19 protein-coding genes and 1 riboswitch are annotated in these 19,344 nt (G+C 36.9%); of the genes, 13 read left to right on the top strand and 6 right to left on the bottom strand.

Features of this window, described 5'->3' with window-relative positions:
* Nucleotides 1-39 precede the first annotated feature (39 nt).
* From U9K52_RS20505 to U9K52_RS20490, 4 genes are all read left to right on the top strand, one after another.
* A complete protein-coding gene (locus U9K52_RS20505) occupies nt 40-672 on the top strand; it encodes a WG repeat-containing protein (RefSeq protein WP_322927922.1) in 633 nt (210 codons plus the stop codon).
* A gap of 99 nt (nt 673-771) precedes the next feature.
* Nucleotides 772-863, top strand: a riboswitch (TPP riboswitch).
* 109 nt (nt 864-972) lie between these two features.
* Nucleotides 973-3,078, top strand: coding sequence for a TonB-dependent receptor (locus U9K52_RS20500; protein ID WP_322927921.1), 2,106 nt, complete (start codon nt 973-975; stop codon nt 3,076-3,078).
* Between the two features lie 483 nt (nt 3,079-3,561).
* Nucleotides 3,562-4,338, top strand: coding sequence for a hypothetical protein (locus tag U9K52_RS20495; RefSeq protein ID WP_322927920.1), 777 nt, complete (start codon nt 3,562-3,564; stop codon nt 4,336-4,338).
* Nucleotides 4,326-4,850: an acyl-CoA thioesterase gene (locus U9K52_RS20490; RefSeq protein ID WP_169231884.1), complete on the top strand. Its 525-nt coding sequence runs from the start codon at nt 4,326-4,328 to the stop codon at nt 4,848-4,850. Before U9K52_RS20495 ends, U9K52_RS20490 begins: the two co-directional genes overlap by 13 nt.
* 139 nt (nt 4,851-4,989) lie before the next feature.
* On the opposite strand, the gene U9K52_RS20485 is transcribed toward U9K52_RS20490, so the two are convergent.
* Nucleotides 4,990-5,361, bottom strand: coding sequence for a hypothetical protein (locus tag U9K52_RS20485; protein ID WP_263602088.1), 372 nt, complete (start codon nt 5,359-5,361; stop codon nt 4,990-4,992).
* 141 nt (nt 5,362-5,502) lie between these two features.
* On the opposite strand from U9K52_RS20485, the gene U9K52_RS20480 reads away from it, so the two are divergent.
* The 4 genes from U9K52_RS20480 to U9K52_RS20465 all read left to right on the top strand — a co-directional run bounded on the left by U9K52_RS20480 (nt 5,503) and on the right by U9K52_RS20465 (nt 10,086).
* Entirely contained in the window at nt 5,503-6,453 is a 951-nt protein-coding gene (locus U9K52_RS20480) for a 2-hydroxyacid dehydrogenase (protein WP_248388854.1), read from the top strand.
* Between the two features lie 117 nt (nt 6,454-6,570).
* On the top strand, nt 6,571-7,833 hold the full coding sequence (locus tag U9K52_RS20475) for a serine hydrolase domain-containing protein (protein ID WP_263603848.1): 1,263 nt from the start codon (nt 6,571-6,573) through the stop codon (nt 7,831-7,833).
* A gap of 25 nt (nt 7,834-7,858) precedes the next feature.
* Nucleotides 7,859-9,625 (top strand): Ig-like domain-containing domain, encoded by a 1,767-nt coding sequence (locus tag U9K52_RS20470; protein ID WP_248388850.1) that lies wholly within the window; start codon nt 7,859-7,861, stop codon nt 9,623-9,625.
* A gap of 2 nt (nt 9,626-9,627) precedes the next feature.
* The gene (locus tag U9K52_RS20465; protein WP_322927918.1) at nt 9,628-10,086 is read left to right on the top strand and encodes a heme-binding domain-containing protein; all 459 of its coding nucleotides are present in this window, start codon (nt 9,628-9,630) and stop codon (nt 10,084-10,086) included.
* A gap of 67 nt (nt 10,087-10,153) precedes the next feature.
* On the opposite strand, the gene U9K52_RS20460 is transcribed toward U9K52_RS20465, so the two are convergent.
* From U9K52_RS20460 to U9K52_RS20440, 5 genes are all read right to left on the bottom strand, one after another.
* On the bottom strand, nt 10,154-10,669 hold the full coding sequence (locus tag U9K52_RS20460; RefSeq protein WP_322927917.1) for an NUDIX hydrolase: 516 nt from the start codon (nt 10,667-10,669) through the stop codon (nt 10,154-10,156).
* The gene (gene xerD / locus U9K52_RS20455; RefSeq protein ID WP_248388844.1) at nt 10,666-11,580 is read right to left on the bottom strand and encodes a site-specific tyrosine recombinase XerD; all 915 of its coding nucleotides are present in this window, start codon (nt 11,578-11,580) and stop codon (nt 10,666-10,668) included. Before xerD ends, U9K52_RS20460 begins: the two co-directional genes overlap by 4 nt.
* A 6-nt stretch (nt 11,581-11,586) precedes the next feature.
* Nucleotides 11,587-12,009 (bottom strand): deoxycytidylate deaminase, encoded by a 423-nt coding sequence (locus U9K52_RS20450; RefSeq protein ID WP_248388842.1) that lies wholly within the window; start codon nt 12,007-12,009, stop codon nt 11,587-11,589.
* 44 nt (nt 12,010-12,053) lie between these two features.
* Nucleotides 12,054-12,821: an enoyl-CoA hydratase/isomerase family protein gene (locus U9K52_RS20445; RefSeq protein WP_322927916.1), complete on the bottom strand. Its 768-nt coding sequence runs from the start codon at nt 12,819-12,821 to the stop codon at nt 12,054-12,056.
* Nucleotides 12,822-12,932: 111 nt separating this feature from the next.
* Nucleotides 12,933-14,420, bottom strand: coding sequence for a catalase (locus tag U9K52_RS20440; protein ID WP_248388838.1), 1,488 nt, complete (start codon nt 14,418-14,420; stop codon nt 12,933-12,935).
* A gap of 131 nt (nt 14,421-14,551) precedes the next feature.
* Between U9K52_RS20440 and U9K52_RS20435 the strand changes: the two genes are divergently transcribed.
* From U9K52_RS20435 to U9K52_RS20415, 5 genes are all read left to right on the top strand, one after another.
* Nucleotides 14,552-15,502 (top strand): LysR substrate-binding domain-containing protein, encoded by a 951-nt coding sequence (locus U9K52_RS20435; RefSeq protein ID WP_248388836.1) that lies wholly within the window; start codon nt 14,552-14,554, stop codon nt 15,500-15,502.
* 233 nt (nt 15,503-15,735) lie between these two features.
* Nucleotides 15,736-17,016: a methionine adenosyltransferase gene (gene metK / locus U9K52_RS20430; RefSeq protein ID WP_248388834.1), complete on the top strand. Its 1,281-nt coding sequence runs from the start codon at nt 15,736-15,738 to the stop codon at nt 17,014-17,016.
* Nucleotides 17,017-17,101: 85 nt separating this feature from the next.
* Nucleotides 17,102-17,593: a hypothetical protein gene (locus tag U9K52_RS20425; RefSeq protein WP_322927915.1), complete on the top strand. Its 492-nt coding sequence runs from the start codon at nt 17,102-17,104 to the stop codon at nt 17,591-17,593.
* 195 nt (nt 17,594-17,788) lie between these two features.
* Entirely contained in the window at nt 17,789-18,379 is a 591-nt protein-coding gene (locus U9K52_RS20420; RefSeq protein ID WP_248388830.1) for an RNA polymerase sigma factor, read from the top strand.
* Nucleotides 18,380-18,580: 201 nt separating this feature from the next.
* Nucleotides 18,581-19,276, top strand: a complete 696-nt coding sequence (locus U9K52_RS20415) for a YjjG family noncanonical pyrimidine nucleotidase (RefSeq protein ID WP_322927914.1) — start codon at nt 18,581-18,583, stop codon at nt 19,274-19,276.
* Nucleotides 19,277-19,344: the final 68 nt, after the last annotated feature.

Here is a 19,344-nt window from a genome sequence, read left to right as displayed (position 1 = left end):
ATAGCTGTAAAAAAGAAAGCAGTGACTTCTGAAAAAAATATGAGTTTACCGGTTGTCAATCAGGATCTTCCGTTATTAATTCCGAAGAAGAAAAATGGGAATTTCGGGTATGTGAATCAGGAGGGTAAGTTTGTCATCCAGCCCGAATATCATATTGCCGTATTTTTTTATGAAGATTGTAATCTCCTGAATTCCCCGAATGAAAAATTTCGGAAATTCGGTACCGCAGATTATGCAACGGTAGAAAAAGACGAAATTTCATATAGAATAGACAAAAAAGGAAACAGAGTCTATCGTTTTAAGAAAGAAGATCTTGGAAAATGTGTTCACAAGGAATATATTCAACAGCTGTATCAGGCTTATGTTTTAAATGGTTTTTACGGAATCATAGAAAAAGCAACTTTTAAAGATCCTGCGGATTACAGGCAGTTTCAAATCTATCCTCAATATGAATATCTCTTCATTCTTGAAGGCGATGATGTGGCCAATCCGATGGTTGTTGCTTCAAAAAACAATATGTTTGGAGTCATTGATGTACACAACAGGGTAATTATTCCATTTGAGTATGATGATATTAAACGCAATTTTAGCTGGAAATTGGGTAAAATGTTTGATGTTTCGAAAGATGGGAAAAATTATTATTACATCGATTCAAATAATAATACTTACTGATTAACCCTCATCAAATGGGGATGCATTTGAAAATTCTTTCAATAATGAGGGGTGCTAAATTTTTTAAAGTATATCTGATAATAATTTTGTAATTTTGCGGCAGAAATAAAGGGGTGCTGTCACAAGCTGAGATTATACCCAATGAACCTGGAACGGGTAATGCCGTTTAGGGAAACATGTAAATAATTGATATGATTATTGATAATTTATTAGCAAAAAATAAAAATCAATTATCTTTTATCATTAATCATTTATAAGATAATCCGCCCCTTTTATTCATTAAATGTTAAAATTTATAGAATGAAAGGATTATTTTTTTTAGGCCTAACTGTAGGCGCAGCTGCTTTTATCCAGGCACAAAATACCGATTCCTTAAAAATAAAGGAAATTGAAGCTGTTAATTTTACCAAAAGACTTCCCGTTGCAAAAGAGATCATTAATGTTCAGAAAGATCTGGACAGCAGGAATCTCGGGCAGGATCTTCCGATTCTATTAAAAAATCAGACTTCCATTATTTCGACATCAGATGCCGGAAACGGGGTAGGATATACCGGTTTTAGAATCCGAGGGGTTTCCGGAGGTGCAATTAATGTGATGATGAATGGTGTTCCGTACAATGACTCGGAAAGCCAGGGAACGTTCTTTGTCAACGTTCCGGATCTTACCAGTTCTGCTTCACAGATTCTGATTCAGCGAGGAGTGGGAACATCCAACAACGGAGCTGCCGCATTCGGGGCAAGCATCAATGTACTTTCAAAAGATCCGGAAGAAAAATTTTATGTTAAAACAGATGACAGCTACGGATCATTTAACACCTATAAATATTCTGCCGAAATCGGATCCGGAAAATTCTGGGGGAACCGACTTTCCATAATGGGAAGATATACCCATATTAATTCAGACGGATATATTGACAGAGCTTTTTCAAAGTTGAATTCCTATAATTTCACCGCTTTATATGAAGAAGGAAACACCAGAATCCGCTTAATGGCTTTCGGAGGGAAGGAAAAAACTTATCAAGCCTGGAACGGAATCGACCGGAAAACCTGGGAAACTGATCCCAAATTCAATTATTCCGGGGCAATTTATGATGCAAGTTGGGAAAATATTGTAGGCTTTTATGATAACGAAACCGACAATTACCGACAAAATCATTACCAGTTGCTTTGGGAACAGAAATTTAATGATAAATGGAATCTCGAAACAACCTTACATTATACCAAAGGAAAAGGATATTATGAAAATTATAAGCAGGGTGATCCATTCGCCAGATATAACTTACCTGATGTTGGAAGTGAAGAATATTCGGACTTTATCAGAAAAAAATGGCTTAATAATGATTTCTATGGGATTGTTTCAACGCTTTATGGAAAATTAGGAATTGTTGATGTCAACTTTGGGGCAGTCGCCAATCAATATTATGGAAGACACTTCGGAAATGTAACCGGTGTTTTCATTCCCGAGATTGATGAATACGAATATTACAGAAACCGCTCCGTAAAAAATGAAGTGGCAGGTTTTGCAAAAGCATTGGTAAGGATAAATGATTTTGAGTTTTTTGGAGATTTGCAATTGAGAAATGTAGACTACAATACGAAAATCATCACTTCCGGAGATGATGAAGGAGCTAATCTCGATAAAAACTGGCTGTTCTTCAATCCAAAAGCGGGAATCAATTACAAAATTAGCAATGGAAAAATTTTTATTTCCTACGCTCACGCACACCGCGAACCGAACCGTGACGACCTTTTGGCAAACAATGACGTAAAAGCAGAAAAACTTCACGATTTTGAAGCCGGTTTCGAAAGACAGTTTGGACCTGTATCATTCACCGCCAACTTATATTATATGTATTATGTGAACCAGCTTGTCCTGAATGGGGAGCTGAATAATGTAGGGGCCTTTATCAGAACCAATTCAGGAAAAAGTTTCCGAAGTGGGATTGAGCTCGGAGCATTGGCTAAAATTTCAAAACAGTGGGAACTTAGTGGAAATGTAAGTTTCAGCAACAACAGGAATTTAGATTTTAAAGTAGAAAATGAAAATGGTGTTCAGGATCTCGGAAATACACAGATTTCCTTTTCTCCGGACGTCATCGCCAATCTTGCAGTGAAATTCAATCCCAATAAAAATTTCCAGTTTGCCTTAATCAACCAATATGTAGGAAAACAGTATCTGGATAATTCCGAAGATCATAATCTGCAACTGAACGATTATTTCCTGACTGATTTTAATGCTCAATACCAATTCAAAATTCATAATAATGACATCGCCCTCAAGCTTTTAGTAAACAATATTTTCAATAAAAAATATGTGAACAACGGCGCTGTGTACGATGGCTCTCCTTACTATTTTTCTCAGGCAGGAACCAATTTTATGTTCGGCATCAGCTGGAAAATTCAGTAATCAATCAGGCTATATTGAAATAATTATAGTAAAAAGTAAAGTTAGATTTTTAAGGCTGCTCCGGCAGTCTTTTTTATTAAATCTTGCCACTATTTATTTTAGGAGCTTTTTCCCGCTTTCCGCACTCGCTATTTCTTTATTTTCCTGGGTCGCGGCGGCGAAGCCGCCGCGACCCAGGAAAATAAAGAAATGAGCTCAGACAATTGCTTCAATCGCGGCTAGGGTAGCAGTTTGCCTATTTACAAATGTTCCCAAAAAACAAAAGGAGGTCTCAAATAAAAGACAGATTGCTATAAATTTCGAAATTCATGAATAAGAGCAGGTTTTATTCCGCTTCCAGGAAAAGGAATAATCCAATGTCTTTAGCCAAAGCTTAATAATAGGGCCAGGATTTCTAAAATCAGATCTGCATATTTTTAAACTTGATACCGAACAATTCTTATATAACAAAAAGTCATGAAAAAGTCATAAATTTGCCACCAAATGAATATTTCAGCTTACATTTTAGAATATTTGAAACAATTCGGTACTGTTACGGTCCCGGATTTTGGGGTGTTTTCGCTCGAAAACTCCAAGGCCATTATCAATTCCGAAAATGGGAGCATCCTTCCTCCTGCCAGTAAAATTGTTTATACCCCGGATTATAAAGTAAAGTCTGAAGAGCTGGCTGCTTTTATTGCGGGACACAAACAGATGACCGTAGAAGCTTCCAAAACAGATCTCCAGATCCAGACCGATTTCTGGAAAAAGAAGCTGCAGGCAGATCAGATGCTCGAGATTCAGGGGCTTGGTACTATTTACATTGAAGAAGGCGAAACGCATTTCAAAGGAAACAGACTCCAGTCCGATTACCCGGATTTTTATGGTTTGGAAGAAATTAAGATTTCAGACATCCATAACAATGAACCTCCGAAAACAGGGTCGAAAAACTCCGGAAAAGATTACCGGTTTAACAAATCCATTCTTTGGATTTTCCTGATCATTATTCCTGTTGCTGGAATTTTATATGTAGCTTATACACAACAGGAGCTTCTTTTTGGTGAAAAATCTTTTGGAAACACCAATCCTTCCATACAGACCAGAACCCACAGGATTGAAAAAGATACTGTAAAATCACAACAAGCTGCTCCGCCGGTAGTCCCATCAGATTCTCTGAAAAAAGACACTGCTGTGGTAAAGCAGAATATTCAGCCGGCAACACAAAAGGCTGTAAACAATACAGCTCCTACAAACAACACTAAGAAAAAATGGCAAAAATAAAGAAGGCGTCAGAATCCCTGACAGTAATGACGAACATTGTACTCCCCAATGATACGAACCAATTGAGGAATCTTTTCGGTGGCGAACTATTGGCAAGAATGGACCGATGTGCCTCAATTTCAGCGACAAGACACTGCGAAAGAAGGGTAGTGACCGCTTCCGTGAATCATGTTTCATTTGATCACCCGATTCCGGAAGGTGGAATTGTAGTAATGGAATCTAAAGTTTCCAGAGCTTTTTCCACGTCTATGGAAATTTATGTAGATGTATGGCTGGATGATCCTATTAATCACAAAAAAATTCAGACCAATAAAGGAATTTATACTTTCGTGGCGGTTGATGAATTCAACAGACCCATCCCAATCCCTGAAATGGAACCGGAAACTGATCTTGAAAAAGAAAGATACGCAGCCGCACTCAGAAGAAAGGAACTCTCCCTGATTCTTTCCGGAAGAATGAAACCTTCTGAGTCAATTGAGCTTAAAAAGCTTTTTGGGGAGGAAACAAAATAATTTGATTTAAGAAATTATTTGTAGTTTTTTTGACGCAAGTTGGTGATTATCTTGGTTGTACTTAAGAAAAGAATTAATCAACAAGTTTATTGATGAAGCTGTAATCTAATCTGCTAAATCTGAATAATCTGTGCGGATTTTAAATAAAACTTAAACAAATAATTTCTTTCAGCGAAAGGCCACAAAAAATTATTGTAACAAGTACAGATAGAACCGACAAAAATAGTTGTCGGTTTTTTATTGCTGCTTCAATAGAGGATTCTAAGTAATCTCCGGTTTTAGCAAACATTCTTTCAGGAAAGAATATGGGTAAGGCTAAAAGACATAAAAACAGAAAATTAAGACCTACTTCAAGCCATAAAAAATTTTTACTCCCAAAACCGTCTCCACCGTCTCCGGAATAGTGAACGGGAATAATTTCCTGTACAGAAGAAAATTGCTGTGACAGCACAATAATATATATAAGAAGAAGCAATACGGAAATGCTGAAAATGGCCTTAGGTGATTTCATGGAAAACTAAAAAATTCGATTACAAAAGCTGTTTCTGAATCTTTGTAACTACCTTTGCAGAACAAATATAAAAATTATCAACGTAATTTCGTTTGTGTCATTTGTGCAAAACAATTAGTGTCATTAGTGTTTAGAAAAAATATGAAAATACTCCTTTTAGATAAGAACCATCCCCTGATTACCGAACAGCTTTTAGCCAAAAATTTTATTCTGGAAGAAGATTTTACCTCTTCCTATGATGAGGTTTGTCGAAAAATTAAAGACTATGACGGAATCATTATCCGAAGCAGAATTCCTTTAGACAAAAATTTTCTGGAGCATGCTGAAAATCTGAAATTCATTGCGAGAGTAGGAGCAGGAATGGAAAATATTGATATTCCTGTAGCACAAAAATTGGGAATTCAGCTAATCAATTCCCCGGAAGGAAACCGTGATTCTGTAGCGGAACATGTAGTGGGAATGCTTCTGATCTTAATGAACAGGCTTTTCATTGCATCCCGGGAAGTAAAAAACGGCATCTGGCTCAGGGAAGAAAACAGGGGGGATGAGCTTCTGGGAAAAACGGTAGGCCTCATCGGATATGGAAATATGGGTAAAGCAACAGCCAAAAGACTTTCCGGTTTCGGCTGCAAAGTGATTTTCCATGATATTCTACCTGGACTTTCTGATGAATATGCCACTCAGGTTTCCTTGGATGAGCTTAAAGAAAAAGCGGAGGTGCTCAGTCTGCATATTCCTTTAACGGAAGAATCGTATTATCTTGTAGATGGATTATTTATTTCCGAAATGAAGAATGATTTTTATTTCATCAATACTGCACGTGGTAAAAATGTGGAAACCAAAAGCTTGGTGGAAGCTATAAAATCAGGAAAGGTAAAAGGGGCTTGTCTTGACGTTCTGGAATATGAAAAGTCGTCTTTTGAAAATCTGGAAACCGAAAATGAAGATCTTCGGTATCTGCTTGAATCCGAAAAAGTAATTGTGACACCCCATATTGCGGGCTGGACTATCCAGAGTAAAGAAAAGCTCGCCCAGGTAATTGTAGATAAAATCCTTGCTCAGTTTTCAGGTAATTTTCAGTCGATTCATTAATTGGTAAATTTTTGAAGTATTTTTTGTGATTATCTTTATGTTAAATAATTCATAATATATAATCAATATTTACTCATTATTTTCAGTTTTATTAAATTGCCGCTCATTTTGAAATTCATGAGGATGCGTAATCTTGTACTTATTATCACTGCCTGTATAGTTCTTTTTTCCTGTAAAAACAAAGCTGAAAATCAGGAAGCTGCCATTGAAAGCACAACAAATCTCCCGAATTACGGAAACGTAGATCTAAGTAAAGTTTTTACTGCAGCAGACAGTCAGATTCCTGATAAAGCATCTCTTTCAAAATACATTGATCAATATTATAAAAGAGTATGGGAAAGAGGTGATCTCAGCGGTGGAATTCTGGTTGCCAAAGGCGATGATATTCTCTATGAGAATTACAGGGGTTTTGCAAGAGAAGGAAATCAAAATCCTATTGACAGGAATACTCCGCTTCATGTTGCCTCCGTATCGAAAACACTTACGGCAATGGCTATGCTTAAGCTGATAGAAGCCGGTAAAATAAATCTTGATGATCATCTTACAAAATTTTTCCCGGGATTCCCTTATCCGAATGTTACGGTTAAAACATTGCTTGATCAAAGAAGCGGACTCCCGAAATATGAATATTTTATTACTAAAATACAGCCCGCTCCTGCCGAACTTTCCAAAGCATTTCTTACGAATCAGGATATTTTAAATATGATCATCAAGTACAAACCGGATCTGGCTAGAGATACAGATACGGGATTCATGTACTGCAATACTAATTTTGCCATGCTTGCGCTGCTGATTGAAAAGGTAACCAATACTCCTTTTCCGCAAGCCATGAAAGAGATGGTTTTTGATCCTCTTAAAATGAAAAATACATTTATTTTTCAGGAAAAAGATATTCCCACGGCATCACAGTCATTTTTTTACGGAGGAAAAAAGCTTTATCCTCTGGATCGCCTGGATCTCATTTACGGGGATAAAAATGTGTATACCACACCGAGGGATCTGTATAATTTTTCTAAAGCCATGTTTTCGAAAGATTTTTTAAAGCCTGAACTCATGGAACAGGTTTTCACGCCATACAGCAATGAAAAACTCGGAATGAATAATTACGGACTGGGCTTCAGAATGAAAATTTTCGACAACGGCGAAAAACTTACTTATCACAATGGATGGTGGCACGGCACAAACTCTGTGTTTGCCCATTTGCTGAAGTCAAAAGTAACCATTGTAGCGATTGGAAACAGGTATTCCGGGAAGGTTTATACAGCGCTTGCCTTATCGGGTCTGTTTGAAGATTTTCCTTCTCAGAAGGATAAACTTCATAGTGTTATGAGTGACGATAAAGATACATTAAAAGGTCATGGTGAAGTTTATGGAGAATAATGTTTATTTTTGCGTAAACATCTTCATGAAAAGATTTCTTTTACTATTTGTTATTGGCTTTCTTTTGCAGTCTTGTGCAAGAGTAGGATCACCGGTAGGAGGTCCGAAAGATACGTTGGCGCCAAAGTTTTTAGGTTCGAATATTGACAGCACAAGAATTAATGTTCCGAGAGATATAAAGGAACTTCGTCTTGATTTCAACGAATATGTTTCGCTGAAAGACATCAATAAGAATCTTAGCATATCGCCACCGATTAAAAATATTACCAGGATCATTCCTTCCAGTATTGCCAATAAATTTGTTCTTATCCAATGGAAAGATACGCTGCAGGCCAATACCACATATAATTTTAATTTCGGAAATGCCATTTCGGATAACAACGAAAATAATATTCTAAGATATTTCAATTTTGCCTTCTCTACGGGTGACAAACTGGATGATCTTTATATCAGCGGAGAGGTAAAAGATGCCTTGTCACTTAAAAAAGCGGGTGAAAACAAATTTGTTGTGGGCCTTTACCAGGTGAAGGATACCATTGATTATAAACAAAAGCCTTATTACATCACAAAAGTTGATGATGACGGTTATTATGAGCTGAATTATCTTGCTCCGGGAAAATACAGAATTATTGCTTTTGAAGATGAAAACGGTAATTCCATGTATGATCAGGGAAAAGAAAAAGTAGGCTTTCAGAAAGAGGCCGTTGTTGTAGAAAAATCAATCTCAGGATTAAATGTAAAGCTGTACCCGTCTAAAAAACCGGTAAAATATATTGAAACCAAAGAAGTGCCGGGAGGTGTTTTAATGACTTTTGAAGGAAGGCCGGACAGCGTAAGGGTACAGTCTCAAAGCGAAAAACTGACAGATTACAAGGTAACACATGCTCCGAAATCAGATTCGGTAAGAATCTGGTTTGATGCCGTGAAAAGCAATCTCGGGCAAACCACCGTTGAAAACCTTAAGTTAGGATATAATGCTGGAACTAAAAAAGATACACTGTACAGCGCTTCTCTTTTCTATCGTTATAACACAAAAAACGCAATGGATGTAAACAGTGATAACGGCGGCGGAATGCTTCCTCCTAAAGAAAATTTTAAAATTAGCTCAAACTATTATATCACAAACCTTAATACGGATAAATGGATTTTCAGAGCAGCTGGAGACAGCCTCAATACACTTCCTTTCACTGCAAAAATATCGGAAACGAATCCCTATCAGATTATTGTTAATGCAGATTTTGTTTCTGGTAAAAAATATCAGCTTACCGTACCTAAAGAAACGGTTTCTTCTTTCTATGCTAAAAATTATCAGTCGAAACGGTTTGATTTTGAAGCAGATAAAGTGGAAAATTACGGAAGCCTAACCTTTAAACTGGAAAATGCTCCTACATCAAGTTATTGGATTCAACTGGTGGACAGTTCTGAAAAAATCCTTTATCAGAAATACACCAAAGGTAATGATGTGAAATTTGATATTCTCAAACCGGCAGAATATATTGTACGTATCCTTGTAGATAACAATGAAAATAAATATTGGGACGAGGCAGATTTTCAGAACGGAATTTTTGCAGAAGACTCTTATATTTATTACAAAACGGTAATTGTGAGACCTTTATGGGATAGCAATGAGACATGGGATCTTAAAGATACAAGGGTTTTGGATACCTCAAAGTTCGGAACTCAGAAGACGAACAACAGTGCTTCTCCAACACCTTCCAATCCAGCCACGCCAAAAACAAATGTAAGACCGGAATTAAAAACGGACAGGGGTTCGCTTACGCCTGTCAGATAATAATGAAAACATTTAAAAGAATACTTTTTTGGGTTTTGATAATCTTCGCTTTGATTCAGTTTATTCCAACGGATAAGGTGAACAGACCGGTTGACCATAAGGTAAATTTTGCGGATGTACAGAGAACGCCTCAAAAAATCAATGAGCTGATTAAAGGAGCCTGTTACGACTGCCATTCCGATGAAACGATATATCCCGGCTATGCTTATGTGGCACCAATTTCCTGGTCTGTTAAAAGCCATATCAACGAAGGCAGGGAGCATCTGAACTTTTCCATTTGGGGAACGTATAATCAGGACTTAAAAAAAAGCATGCTTGAGAGGTCGGTTCAGGCCATAGAAAACAAAACAATGCCTATGCCTGGTTATATTGTGTATCACAAAAAAGCCAATTTATCAGAAGCAGAACGGATGTTACTTGTTCAGTATTTTGAAGAAATGCTGAAATCAAAAACATATTAAAAAAAAATCCACGGATTGTAAAACTTTGAAATAAAGTCTGTCAATCCGTGGAATATATAAGGTTGTATTAAACCTTTCGCGCGTAGTTTTCAAAAAACTTTTTCTGCGAATCAAATGCAATGTCTTCAGGATTTAATTTATCCAACGGAATCCACACTGCATCCGAAATTTCAGAAATATCAAGTTTCACCTGAAACTTTTCCGAAACATGATATTCGTAAAAAAGATCGATTGTGTTATAATCTATTTCTTTATATCGATATACATTCGGAAGGCTCGTAAGATACTTTAAATTTGAAATATCAACATCAAGCTGCAGTTCTTCAAAAAGCTCTCTTTTGCAGGTTTCTTCTGCGCTTTCACTCGGGTCTACAAAGCCTCCGGGAAGATCAAGCTTTCCTTTTTTCGGATCTCTGTTCCTTCTGGTAAGGTAAATTTCATTTTCAAATCGTATAACCACAGCTACCGCTCCGGCTACATTATTATAAAGCGTAAAATTACATTCGGGACAGCTCCATTTTTTCTCACCGTCCCAGTTCAGAGATCCTTTGCCACAGCTTGGGCAATATTTCAATATTTTCATTGAGCAACATTAATATTTCTCGGGTGGTAATTTAAAATAACATCCCGGAGTTCTTCGGTTTTAAGATGGGTATAAATTTCCGTGCTGGTGATGCTGGAATGGCCCAGCATTTCCTGGATATAACGGAGATCTGCCCCGTTTTGAAGCAAATGCGTCGCAAAAGAATGCCTGAAGGTGTGCGGTGAGATTTTCTTGCTCACCCCAGCTTTGTCCGTAAGTTCTTTTATGATTAAAAATACGATTACTCTCGACATGGAAGTTCCTCTGCTATTCAGAAACAGAGTATCTTCATATCTTTTGCTGACTTTAATTTTAGAACGTATCTCCGAAATATAATTTAAAAGTAAGGTAGCAGTATAGTCCGCGAGCGGAACAAAACGTGTCTTATTGCCTTTTCCAAGCACTTTAATGTAGTGTTCGTGGAAGTTGATATTGGAAATTTTAAGCTCAATAAGCTCCGATACCCGCAGTCCGCATCCGTAAAGCACCTCAATAATGCACTGGTTTCTTTTTCCCAAATCAGAATCCAGTTCAATGGCGTCTATAATTTTGTTAATGTCCGGAAGTGTTAAGGTATCAGGCAGATAAAGCCCTAGCTTTGGACCTTCTAATAAAGTGGCCGGATTGTCTTTGCGAAATTCATCCTCAACAAGATATTTGAAAAATGCTTTTATAGACGAGATCCATCTTGCCTGTGAACGTTCGCTGAATTTCTTTTTGGAAAGGTTAAAAATGTATTCCTGCAGGTTTTCGTACTGAATCGTATCTGGCCCCACATTTTCTAAATCTTCTTCTGCGTATTCTTTTAGTTTTTTGATATCCCTGATATACGCATCAAGAGTATTTTCTGAAAAATTTCTTTCAAAACGAAGAAAAATTTCAAAATCCTTAATTTTTTCATCCCAAATCATGTTGTGTTATTTTTTTAATTCATATTCCGAAATCTGTATTATTTCAATACCATGGTTTTTTAAAAATGATATTCCATCATCGTCCGAATACTCGTTTATATATACAAGCCTGTTGATTCCGGCCTGTAGAATAAGTTTACTGCATTCTTTACACGGAGACAGTGTTAAATATAACGTGGCTCCTTTTGCAGACTGTGTGGAAGCGGCCAGCTTTAAAATGGCATTGGCTTCTGCATGCAGCACATACCAATGCGTTTTGCCTTCTTCGTCCTCACAGCAATTTTCAAAACCTGATGGGGTACCATTGTAACCATCTGAAATAATCATCCTATCTTTTACGATAAGAGCTCCTACCTGCTTTCGTTTACAGTAGGATAGTTTTGCCCATTCCTGAGCCATCTTCAGATAAGCTTTATCAAACTTATTCATACATCAGCATCGTTTTTTTCGAAATAATTTTAATCAAGGATAATTTAGAAGCTGGGTTTTCTTTTTTCAAGAAACGCAGAGACTCCTTCTTTTTTATCATCTAAGTCAAAAAGCTCTCCGAAATATTGAATTTCGGTTTCAAAACCTTTATCCGTATCTGATAAGTTTACAGCACGAATAGCTTTGGATATTGCCATTGGGGAATTGTTAGCAATAACGTTGGCCAATTCCTGTGTTTTGGTTAATAATTCTTCAACAGGATATACTTCATTTACCAATCCGATTTCTTTTGCTCTCTGAGCAGGAACCATTTTGGCAGAGAAGATCATTTCGTTGGCAATACCTTTTCCTACAAGCTTCGGAAGCCTTTGAGTTCCGCCATAACCCGGAATCAATCCCAGCGTTACTTCAGGTAATCCCAGTTTGGCATTTTCCGATGCATATCTGATGTGGCATGCCATAGCAAGCTCCAGACCGCCGCCCAAAGCAAATCCGTTTACGGCTGCAATAACAGGCTTGGTCATATTTTCTATTTTATTGAATAATGAGTTTTGTCCGTTTCTGGCAAGTTCTTCTGCTTTCTCCTGTCCGAAATCACTGAATTCTTTAATGTCGGCTCCTGCAACGAAAGATTTTTCACCGCTTCCTGTAAGAATGATTACCCTACAGCTGCTATCAGTATCTAATTCTTCCAAAGCTGAACCCAATTCACTGATTGTTTTGGCATTTAGTGCATTTAAACTTTCAGGACGGTTTATGGTAATTATAGATATGTTATTTTGTCTATCTAATAATATGTTTTCGTAACCCATTTTTCAACTGATAAAATATTATTCTGTGCAAATTATAAATTTTTTATAAAAAAAAGGAAAAAAGATTGACTTTTTTTCCTTTTATTGCATTTGTTTTATTATTTAAGGCAATTATTTAGAATGATTCATCATATTGGCATCAATAACAACATTAAGCTGTGTGGCGACTTTCATACCCAGCTCGATATTCGCTCTGAAAAAATGGCAAAGCTGGCGGTTGATGATTTCATCTCTTTTAGGTCCTGTGATGCCTTTCATGCTTCCCACAATATTGTTCACAAGATTATGCCGGTCTTCAGGACTCATTGCTTTTGAGTAGAGCAATCCCGGCTGAGTGTAATGATCATCGTCGTTTTCATTTCTGCTGTAATTGGCTACATGAGCGCTGTCCAGTTCGTATTCATAATTTTTGTAAGATGAATCAGGTTTTATATCATCAAAGCTGTTCGGATGATAATTTGGCTTGTCCTGATAATGACTGGAGTCTGCCATAAAACCGTCGCGCTGATAATTATTTACGGCAAACGGACATCTGTTCACTTCAAGATGATGGGCATTGACGCCCACTCTGTATCGATGGGCATCAGGATAAGAGAACAGTCTTCCCTGAAGCATTTTATCCGGAGAAAAGCTGATTCCGTTAATTAAGTTACTTGGTGAAAAGGTTGATTGCTCAACGTGAGCAAAATAATTTACCGGAATTTCATTCAATTCCATTTCGCCCACTTCAATTAACGGGAAATCTCCCTGAAACCATACTTTAGTTATATCAAAAGGGTTCCATCTGAAGTCTCTTGCCTGATCTTCTGTCATTACCTGAATATACATGGTCCATTTCGGGAAGTTTCCTTCTTCAATGGCATTGCACATATCCTCCTGGGCGAAATCAGGATTTTCGCCTGCCATTTTTATCGCTTCTGCATCCGTGAAATTCTTGATTCCCTGTTTTGTTTTCATGTGGAATTTTACCCATACCCTCTCGTTTTTATCATTGATCATCGAAAAAGTATGAGATCCGAAACCGTGCATATGACGGTATCCGTACGGCGTTCCTCTGTCGGACATCAAAATAAGAACCTGATGCAGCGATTCAGGATTAAGACTCCAGAAATCCCACATCATAGTAGCACTTTTAAGATTGGTTTTCGGAACTCTTTTCTGGGTGTGGATAAAGTCCGGGAATTTTTTTGCATCTTTAATGAAGAATACCGGTGTATTATTTCCTACGAGATCCCAGTTTCCATCCTCTGTATAAAATTTAAGAGCAAAACCTCTTGGGTCTCTAGCCGTGTCTGCACTTCCTTTTTCCCCACCCACAGTAGAGAAACGGGCAAACATCCTGCATGAATTTCCTACTTTTGAAAATAATTTTGCTTTTGTATATTGGCTGATATCGTGTGTTACAGTGAAAGTTCCGTAGGCGCCGGTGCCTTTAGCATGAACAATTCGTTCGGGGATTCTCTCTCTCACAAAATGGGCAAGATTTTCCTGTAAAACGAAATCCTGCAACAAAACAGGCCCTCTTGGTCCTACGGTCTGCGAATCCTGATGCTCATAATAAGGAGCGCCATTGTTTAACGTTAATTTTTTAGAATCCATATACTTATGATTTGTTTCGCGGTTTTTACTGTTAGCTGCCTGTATAGACGTATTAAAATATCAAATTTACTTTAATTTTTAATTACAAATGGCAAAAACATTTTATCTTTGTCATAGATAATATTAATCAGATGAACATTCAGCAATTGGAGTATCTTATCGCTGTAGATAAGTATAAACATTTTGGTAAAGCAGCTCAAGCATGCTTCATTACGCAGCCTACGTTAAGTGCAATGATACAGAAATTTGAGGATGAACTGGATGTAAAGGTTTTTGACAGAACTACCCACCCGATTCGTACCACAGATGTGGGGCTTCAGATCATTGATCAGGCAAAAGTGATTATAGAATCTGTCAATGAACTTAAGAATAAGGCCAACCTTTTAAACAATATTTTAGGTGGTACCATTAATATAGGAATTATTCCTACGGTTTCTTCTTTTATCCTTCCAACAGAGATTTTCAAATTTCTGGAGGATAATCCAAAGATCCAGATGAATGTAAAGGAAATGACAACCGATAATATCATTAAGGCCCTTAAAGCGGGTGAACTTGACGCCGGAATTATTTCTACCCCATATGATTCTGCGGACGAATTTTATCAGGATTTCCTGTTTAATGAAGAACTGATGATTTACAGTTCTGATACGGAAGCTAACAAGAAAAATTCTTACGTTGTTCCGGAAGAACTGAATGTAGAAAAAGTATGGTTGCTTGAAGAAGGAAACTGTCTTAGAAATCAGTTTGAAAACATCTGCCATCTGAAAGAAAATACCCTGAAGCCGAAGAATCTTGATTTTCTTGCTTCCAATATTCAGACATTGGTACACATGGTAGATAAAGTAGGAGGGATCAGTATTTTACCGGAACTCGCGTTAAGTCAGCTTTCCGATCAGCAGAAAGAAAATGTTTTCAGGTTCAAAAAGCCTTTTCCGTACAGGGAAATCAGCATTATTTATTATAAGCCGACCTTCAAGCAAAAAATTATTGACGAATTGTCACATTCTATAAGAGCATCACTCGAGAAAAAGCTTAATTATCACGAAAATCCGAAAGAATTCGTAAGCATTAAACCACAATAAATTTTATTGTTAAAGTTGATAAGCTGCTGCTATTCATGAAATTTATAATAAACGGGCAAAAATTTGAGTATTAAAAAAATAGTACTTAACTTTGCGCACGTTTACGAACGAGGAAAAATTTGTCCTGATTGCAACCTCTATAAAAAAATGCTAAAACAGTATTTCTTTTTAGTCGTACCGGTAATTATTCTTATTTTTCTTCGTTAATTTTAATCTAAAACAAATAGAGTAATATGTCTTATTTATTTACGTCTGAATCCGTTTCAGAAGGACATCCGGATAAGATTGCCGATCAGATTTCTGATGCGTTAATCGATCATTTTTTAGCATACGATAAAAATTCCAAAGTAGCTTGTGAAACCCTTGTTACAACAGGACAGGTAGTACTTGCCGGTGAGGTAAAATCTGATGCATATCTTGATGTGCAGACGATTGCCAGAGAAGTCATCAACGGAATAGGCTATACAAAAGGAGAATATATGTTCAATGGTGATTCCTGCGGTGTTATTTCTGCGATCCACGAGCAGTCTCCGGATATTAATCAAGGTGTTGACAGAGCTGTAGAAGATGAATCTTTTGAAGGAAAGGCCAACGCACAGGGAGCCGGCGACCAGGGGATGATGTTCGGGTATGCAACCAACGAAACAGCCAATTATATGCCTTTAGCTCTTGACCTTGCGCATACTATTCTTAAAGAGCTTTCAGCGATCAGAAGAGAAGATTCTGAGATTAAATATCTTCGCCCGGATGCAAAAAGCCAGGTGACGATTGAATATTCTGATGATCATAAACCGATCAGAATCGATTCTATCGTTGTTTCTACACAACATGATGATTTCGGCTCTGAAGAAGAAATGCTGAACAAAATCAGAGAAGACATTAAAAATATTCTGATCCCAAGAGTGGTGGCTTTGCAGTCTGATGAAATCAAAGCGTTATTTAATGATCAGATCAAATACCATATCAATCCTACCGGGAAATTTGTAATCGGTGGTCCTCACGGAGATACAGGTCTTACAGGAAGAAAAATCATTGTAGATACCTACGGAGGTAAAGGTGCTCACGGAGGTGGTGCTTTCTCTGGGAAAGATCCTTCAAAAGTTGACAGAAGTGCCGCGTATGCGACAAGACATATCGCTAAAAATCTTGTTGCTGCGGGAGTTGCAGATGAAGTTTTGGTTCAGGTGTCTTATGCAATCGGTGTGGCAGAACCTTGTGGTTTGTACATCAATACCTACGGAACTGCGAAAGTTGATCTTCACGACGGAGCTATCGCAAAAAAAGTTTCTGAGATATTCGATCTTAGACCTTACGCGATTGAGCAGAACCTGAAACTTAGAAATCCTATCTATCAGGAAACTGCTTCTTATGGGCACATGGGTAAAGAACATTATGTGGCTGATAAGACCTTCAACAAAGGACAGAAAAATGAGCTTACACTTACTGGTTTAGAGTTCTTTACATGGGAGAAACTGGACAAAGTAGACGAAATTAAATCCGCTTTCGGAATTTAATTTTCACAATAATAAACAAATGAATAGCTGCTTTATCTTTCAGGTAAAGCAGTTTTTTTTAATTTTACATAAAATAGAACAGAATATGAATAAAGTACGATTCGTCATTACAATCCTTACCGTTTTTTTTCTCGGCACTTTTGCCAAAGCACAGCTTACCGTACATAAAATGGTAAGTGTAGGATATACTTATCAGAATCAAAGTTTTGGCGAAGTGGGTGGCAAGTTGCTTTTCCTGAAGAATGATGATGTCATCTACAGGCTTGGTGCGTCTGCCATGATGGGGTCTGTAAATTCGCAGTTTGCAATAATGCCTAAGGTTTCGACTGACGTTTTATTGAATTTTCAGAAAAATGTAGATTTTTACCATTCGTATTATTTTCTGATCGGCGCAGAAGGTACCAACAAATATGTTGCTCCGAAAGTTGGTTTTACCCTGTTCGGGATTCTGGATCTTACCGGAGGGTATGCTTTTCCGATAGGAAACAGCGGAATAAACGGAAAAGAATTAAAAGGACTGAATATTAATTTTTCACTAAATATCCCTACTGTATTCATTCATGACATGTTTAAATGATTTTTTTTAAATTTTTCTTTCAAAAATTTAATAATAGGTTAACAGTTATTAAAAATTTATTATATTTACATCATTAAAAATTGTATCCGCCTATTGATTATACTTTACTCTGAAGAATTGTTTTGTATTTACAGCTGAAACCAGATGAAAAATCTGGAAAGTATTTGTTCAGCAAAAAAGTATTGAGAAGAAGTTATGAAATCAAAATCGGATAGTTTACTTATTTCCCTTTATCAAAAAGGAGACGAAGAGGCGTTGTCGACCCTTATCCACCGCCATCAGAGAGAACTGTTTACATTCATTTTTTACAAAATTAATGATGAAGATCTGGCAAATGATGTTTTTCAGGATACATTCATGAAAATCATTGTTATGCTTAAGGAAGGACGTTATAACGAAGAAGGAAAATTCATTCTTTGGGCAAAAAGAATTGCTCATAACCTTATTATTGACCATTTCAGAGCAAAATCCAAGAATATTAAAGTATCGGAAACAACTTTTGAAACCGAAGAATATTCCATTTTCGACCTGTTGAGAGAACCTTCTGAAAATATTGAAGACCAGCTGGTAACCAACCAGATTCAGGAAGACCTTTTAAGGATGCTGCAGTTTCTTCCTGAAAATCAGCAGCAAGTAATAAAACTGAGATTTTTTGACGGGTTAAGTTTTAAGGAAATTGCAGATCACACCGATATGAGCATTAATACCACATTGGGACGCGTAAGGTATGCATTAATTAACCTGAGAAAAATCATGGAAGAAAATAATATTATCTTGACACGATAGATAATAATTTCGGAAAATTCTCGTTTTAAGGAAAAACATTTAACCGCCTATGAGAAAAAATGATTCCTTAAAAGTGAAAACTTTGAAACCAAAAAAGCAAACAATTGAGTTTTTACTCAATTTTTCGAAGAATCTTGAGGTTGTAAAAACCAAGAGCAAGAATTATCCGATTTCCAAAAATTAAAATTAATTTTGTGCTGTATGAAAATTCAGCACATTTTTTTTGATCTCGACAATACGTTGTGGGATCACCGCAGAAATGCTTACCTTACCATTAAACAGCTTTTTGAAAAAGAGGAAATTGCCCTAAATTACGGAATTGACTTTGAAGAGTTTCATTCCGTTTATCATGAAATCAATGAGAGGCTTTGGGAAGATATTCGCGATGGAATTATCGATAAAGAGTATCTGAGAAAGCATCGTTTTTATGATACATTCAGACATTTTAATGTTGACGATGAACAGCTGTCCATGTATTTTGAAGAACATTTTTTAGATAAAATCCTTAATCACAATGAATTGGTGGAAGGCGCCACGTATATTTTAGATTATCTTAAAGCTAAAAATTACACTTTACATATTATTTCTAATGGTTTTAAAGAAGTTACAGAAAGAAAATGTATTTTATCCGGAATTGATCAATATTTTCAAACAATCACCAGTGCAGATACTGTGGGCGTAAGAAAGCCAAGACCGGAGATTTTTGAATATTCTCTAAAGCTTTCGGAAGCATCAAAAGAGGAAAGTATTCTGATCGGCGACGATTGGATCGCTGATGTTGTCGGAGCAAAAAATTTCGGGATGGATGTGATTTTCTTTAATGTTTTAAAGGAAAACAGGCAGGAAGAAGGATTGAAGGTAATACAGCATTTACTGCAGATTAAAGAGTTTCTATAACTTTTTTATAACAATTTTGTTTAAAAAGTTTCGGGGGGGGGGGGGGGTGGGGGGGGGGGTGGTAAAAA

The sequence above is a fragment of the Chryseobacterium sp. MHB01 genome (assembly GCF_034651565.1).
Classification (GTDB): domain Bacteria; phylum Bacteroidota; class Bacteroidia; order Flavobacteriales; family Weeksellaceae; genus Chryseobacterium; species Chryseobacterium nepalense.
The sequence above is the reverse complement of the archived record's forward strand: the minus strand, read 5'-3'. Positions and strand labels throughout refer to the sequence as shown.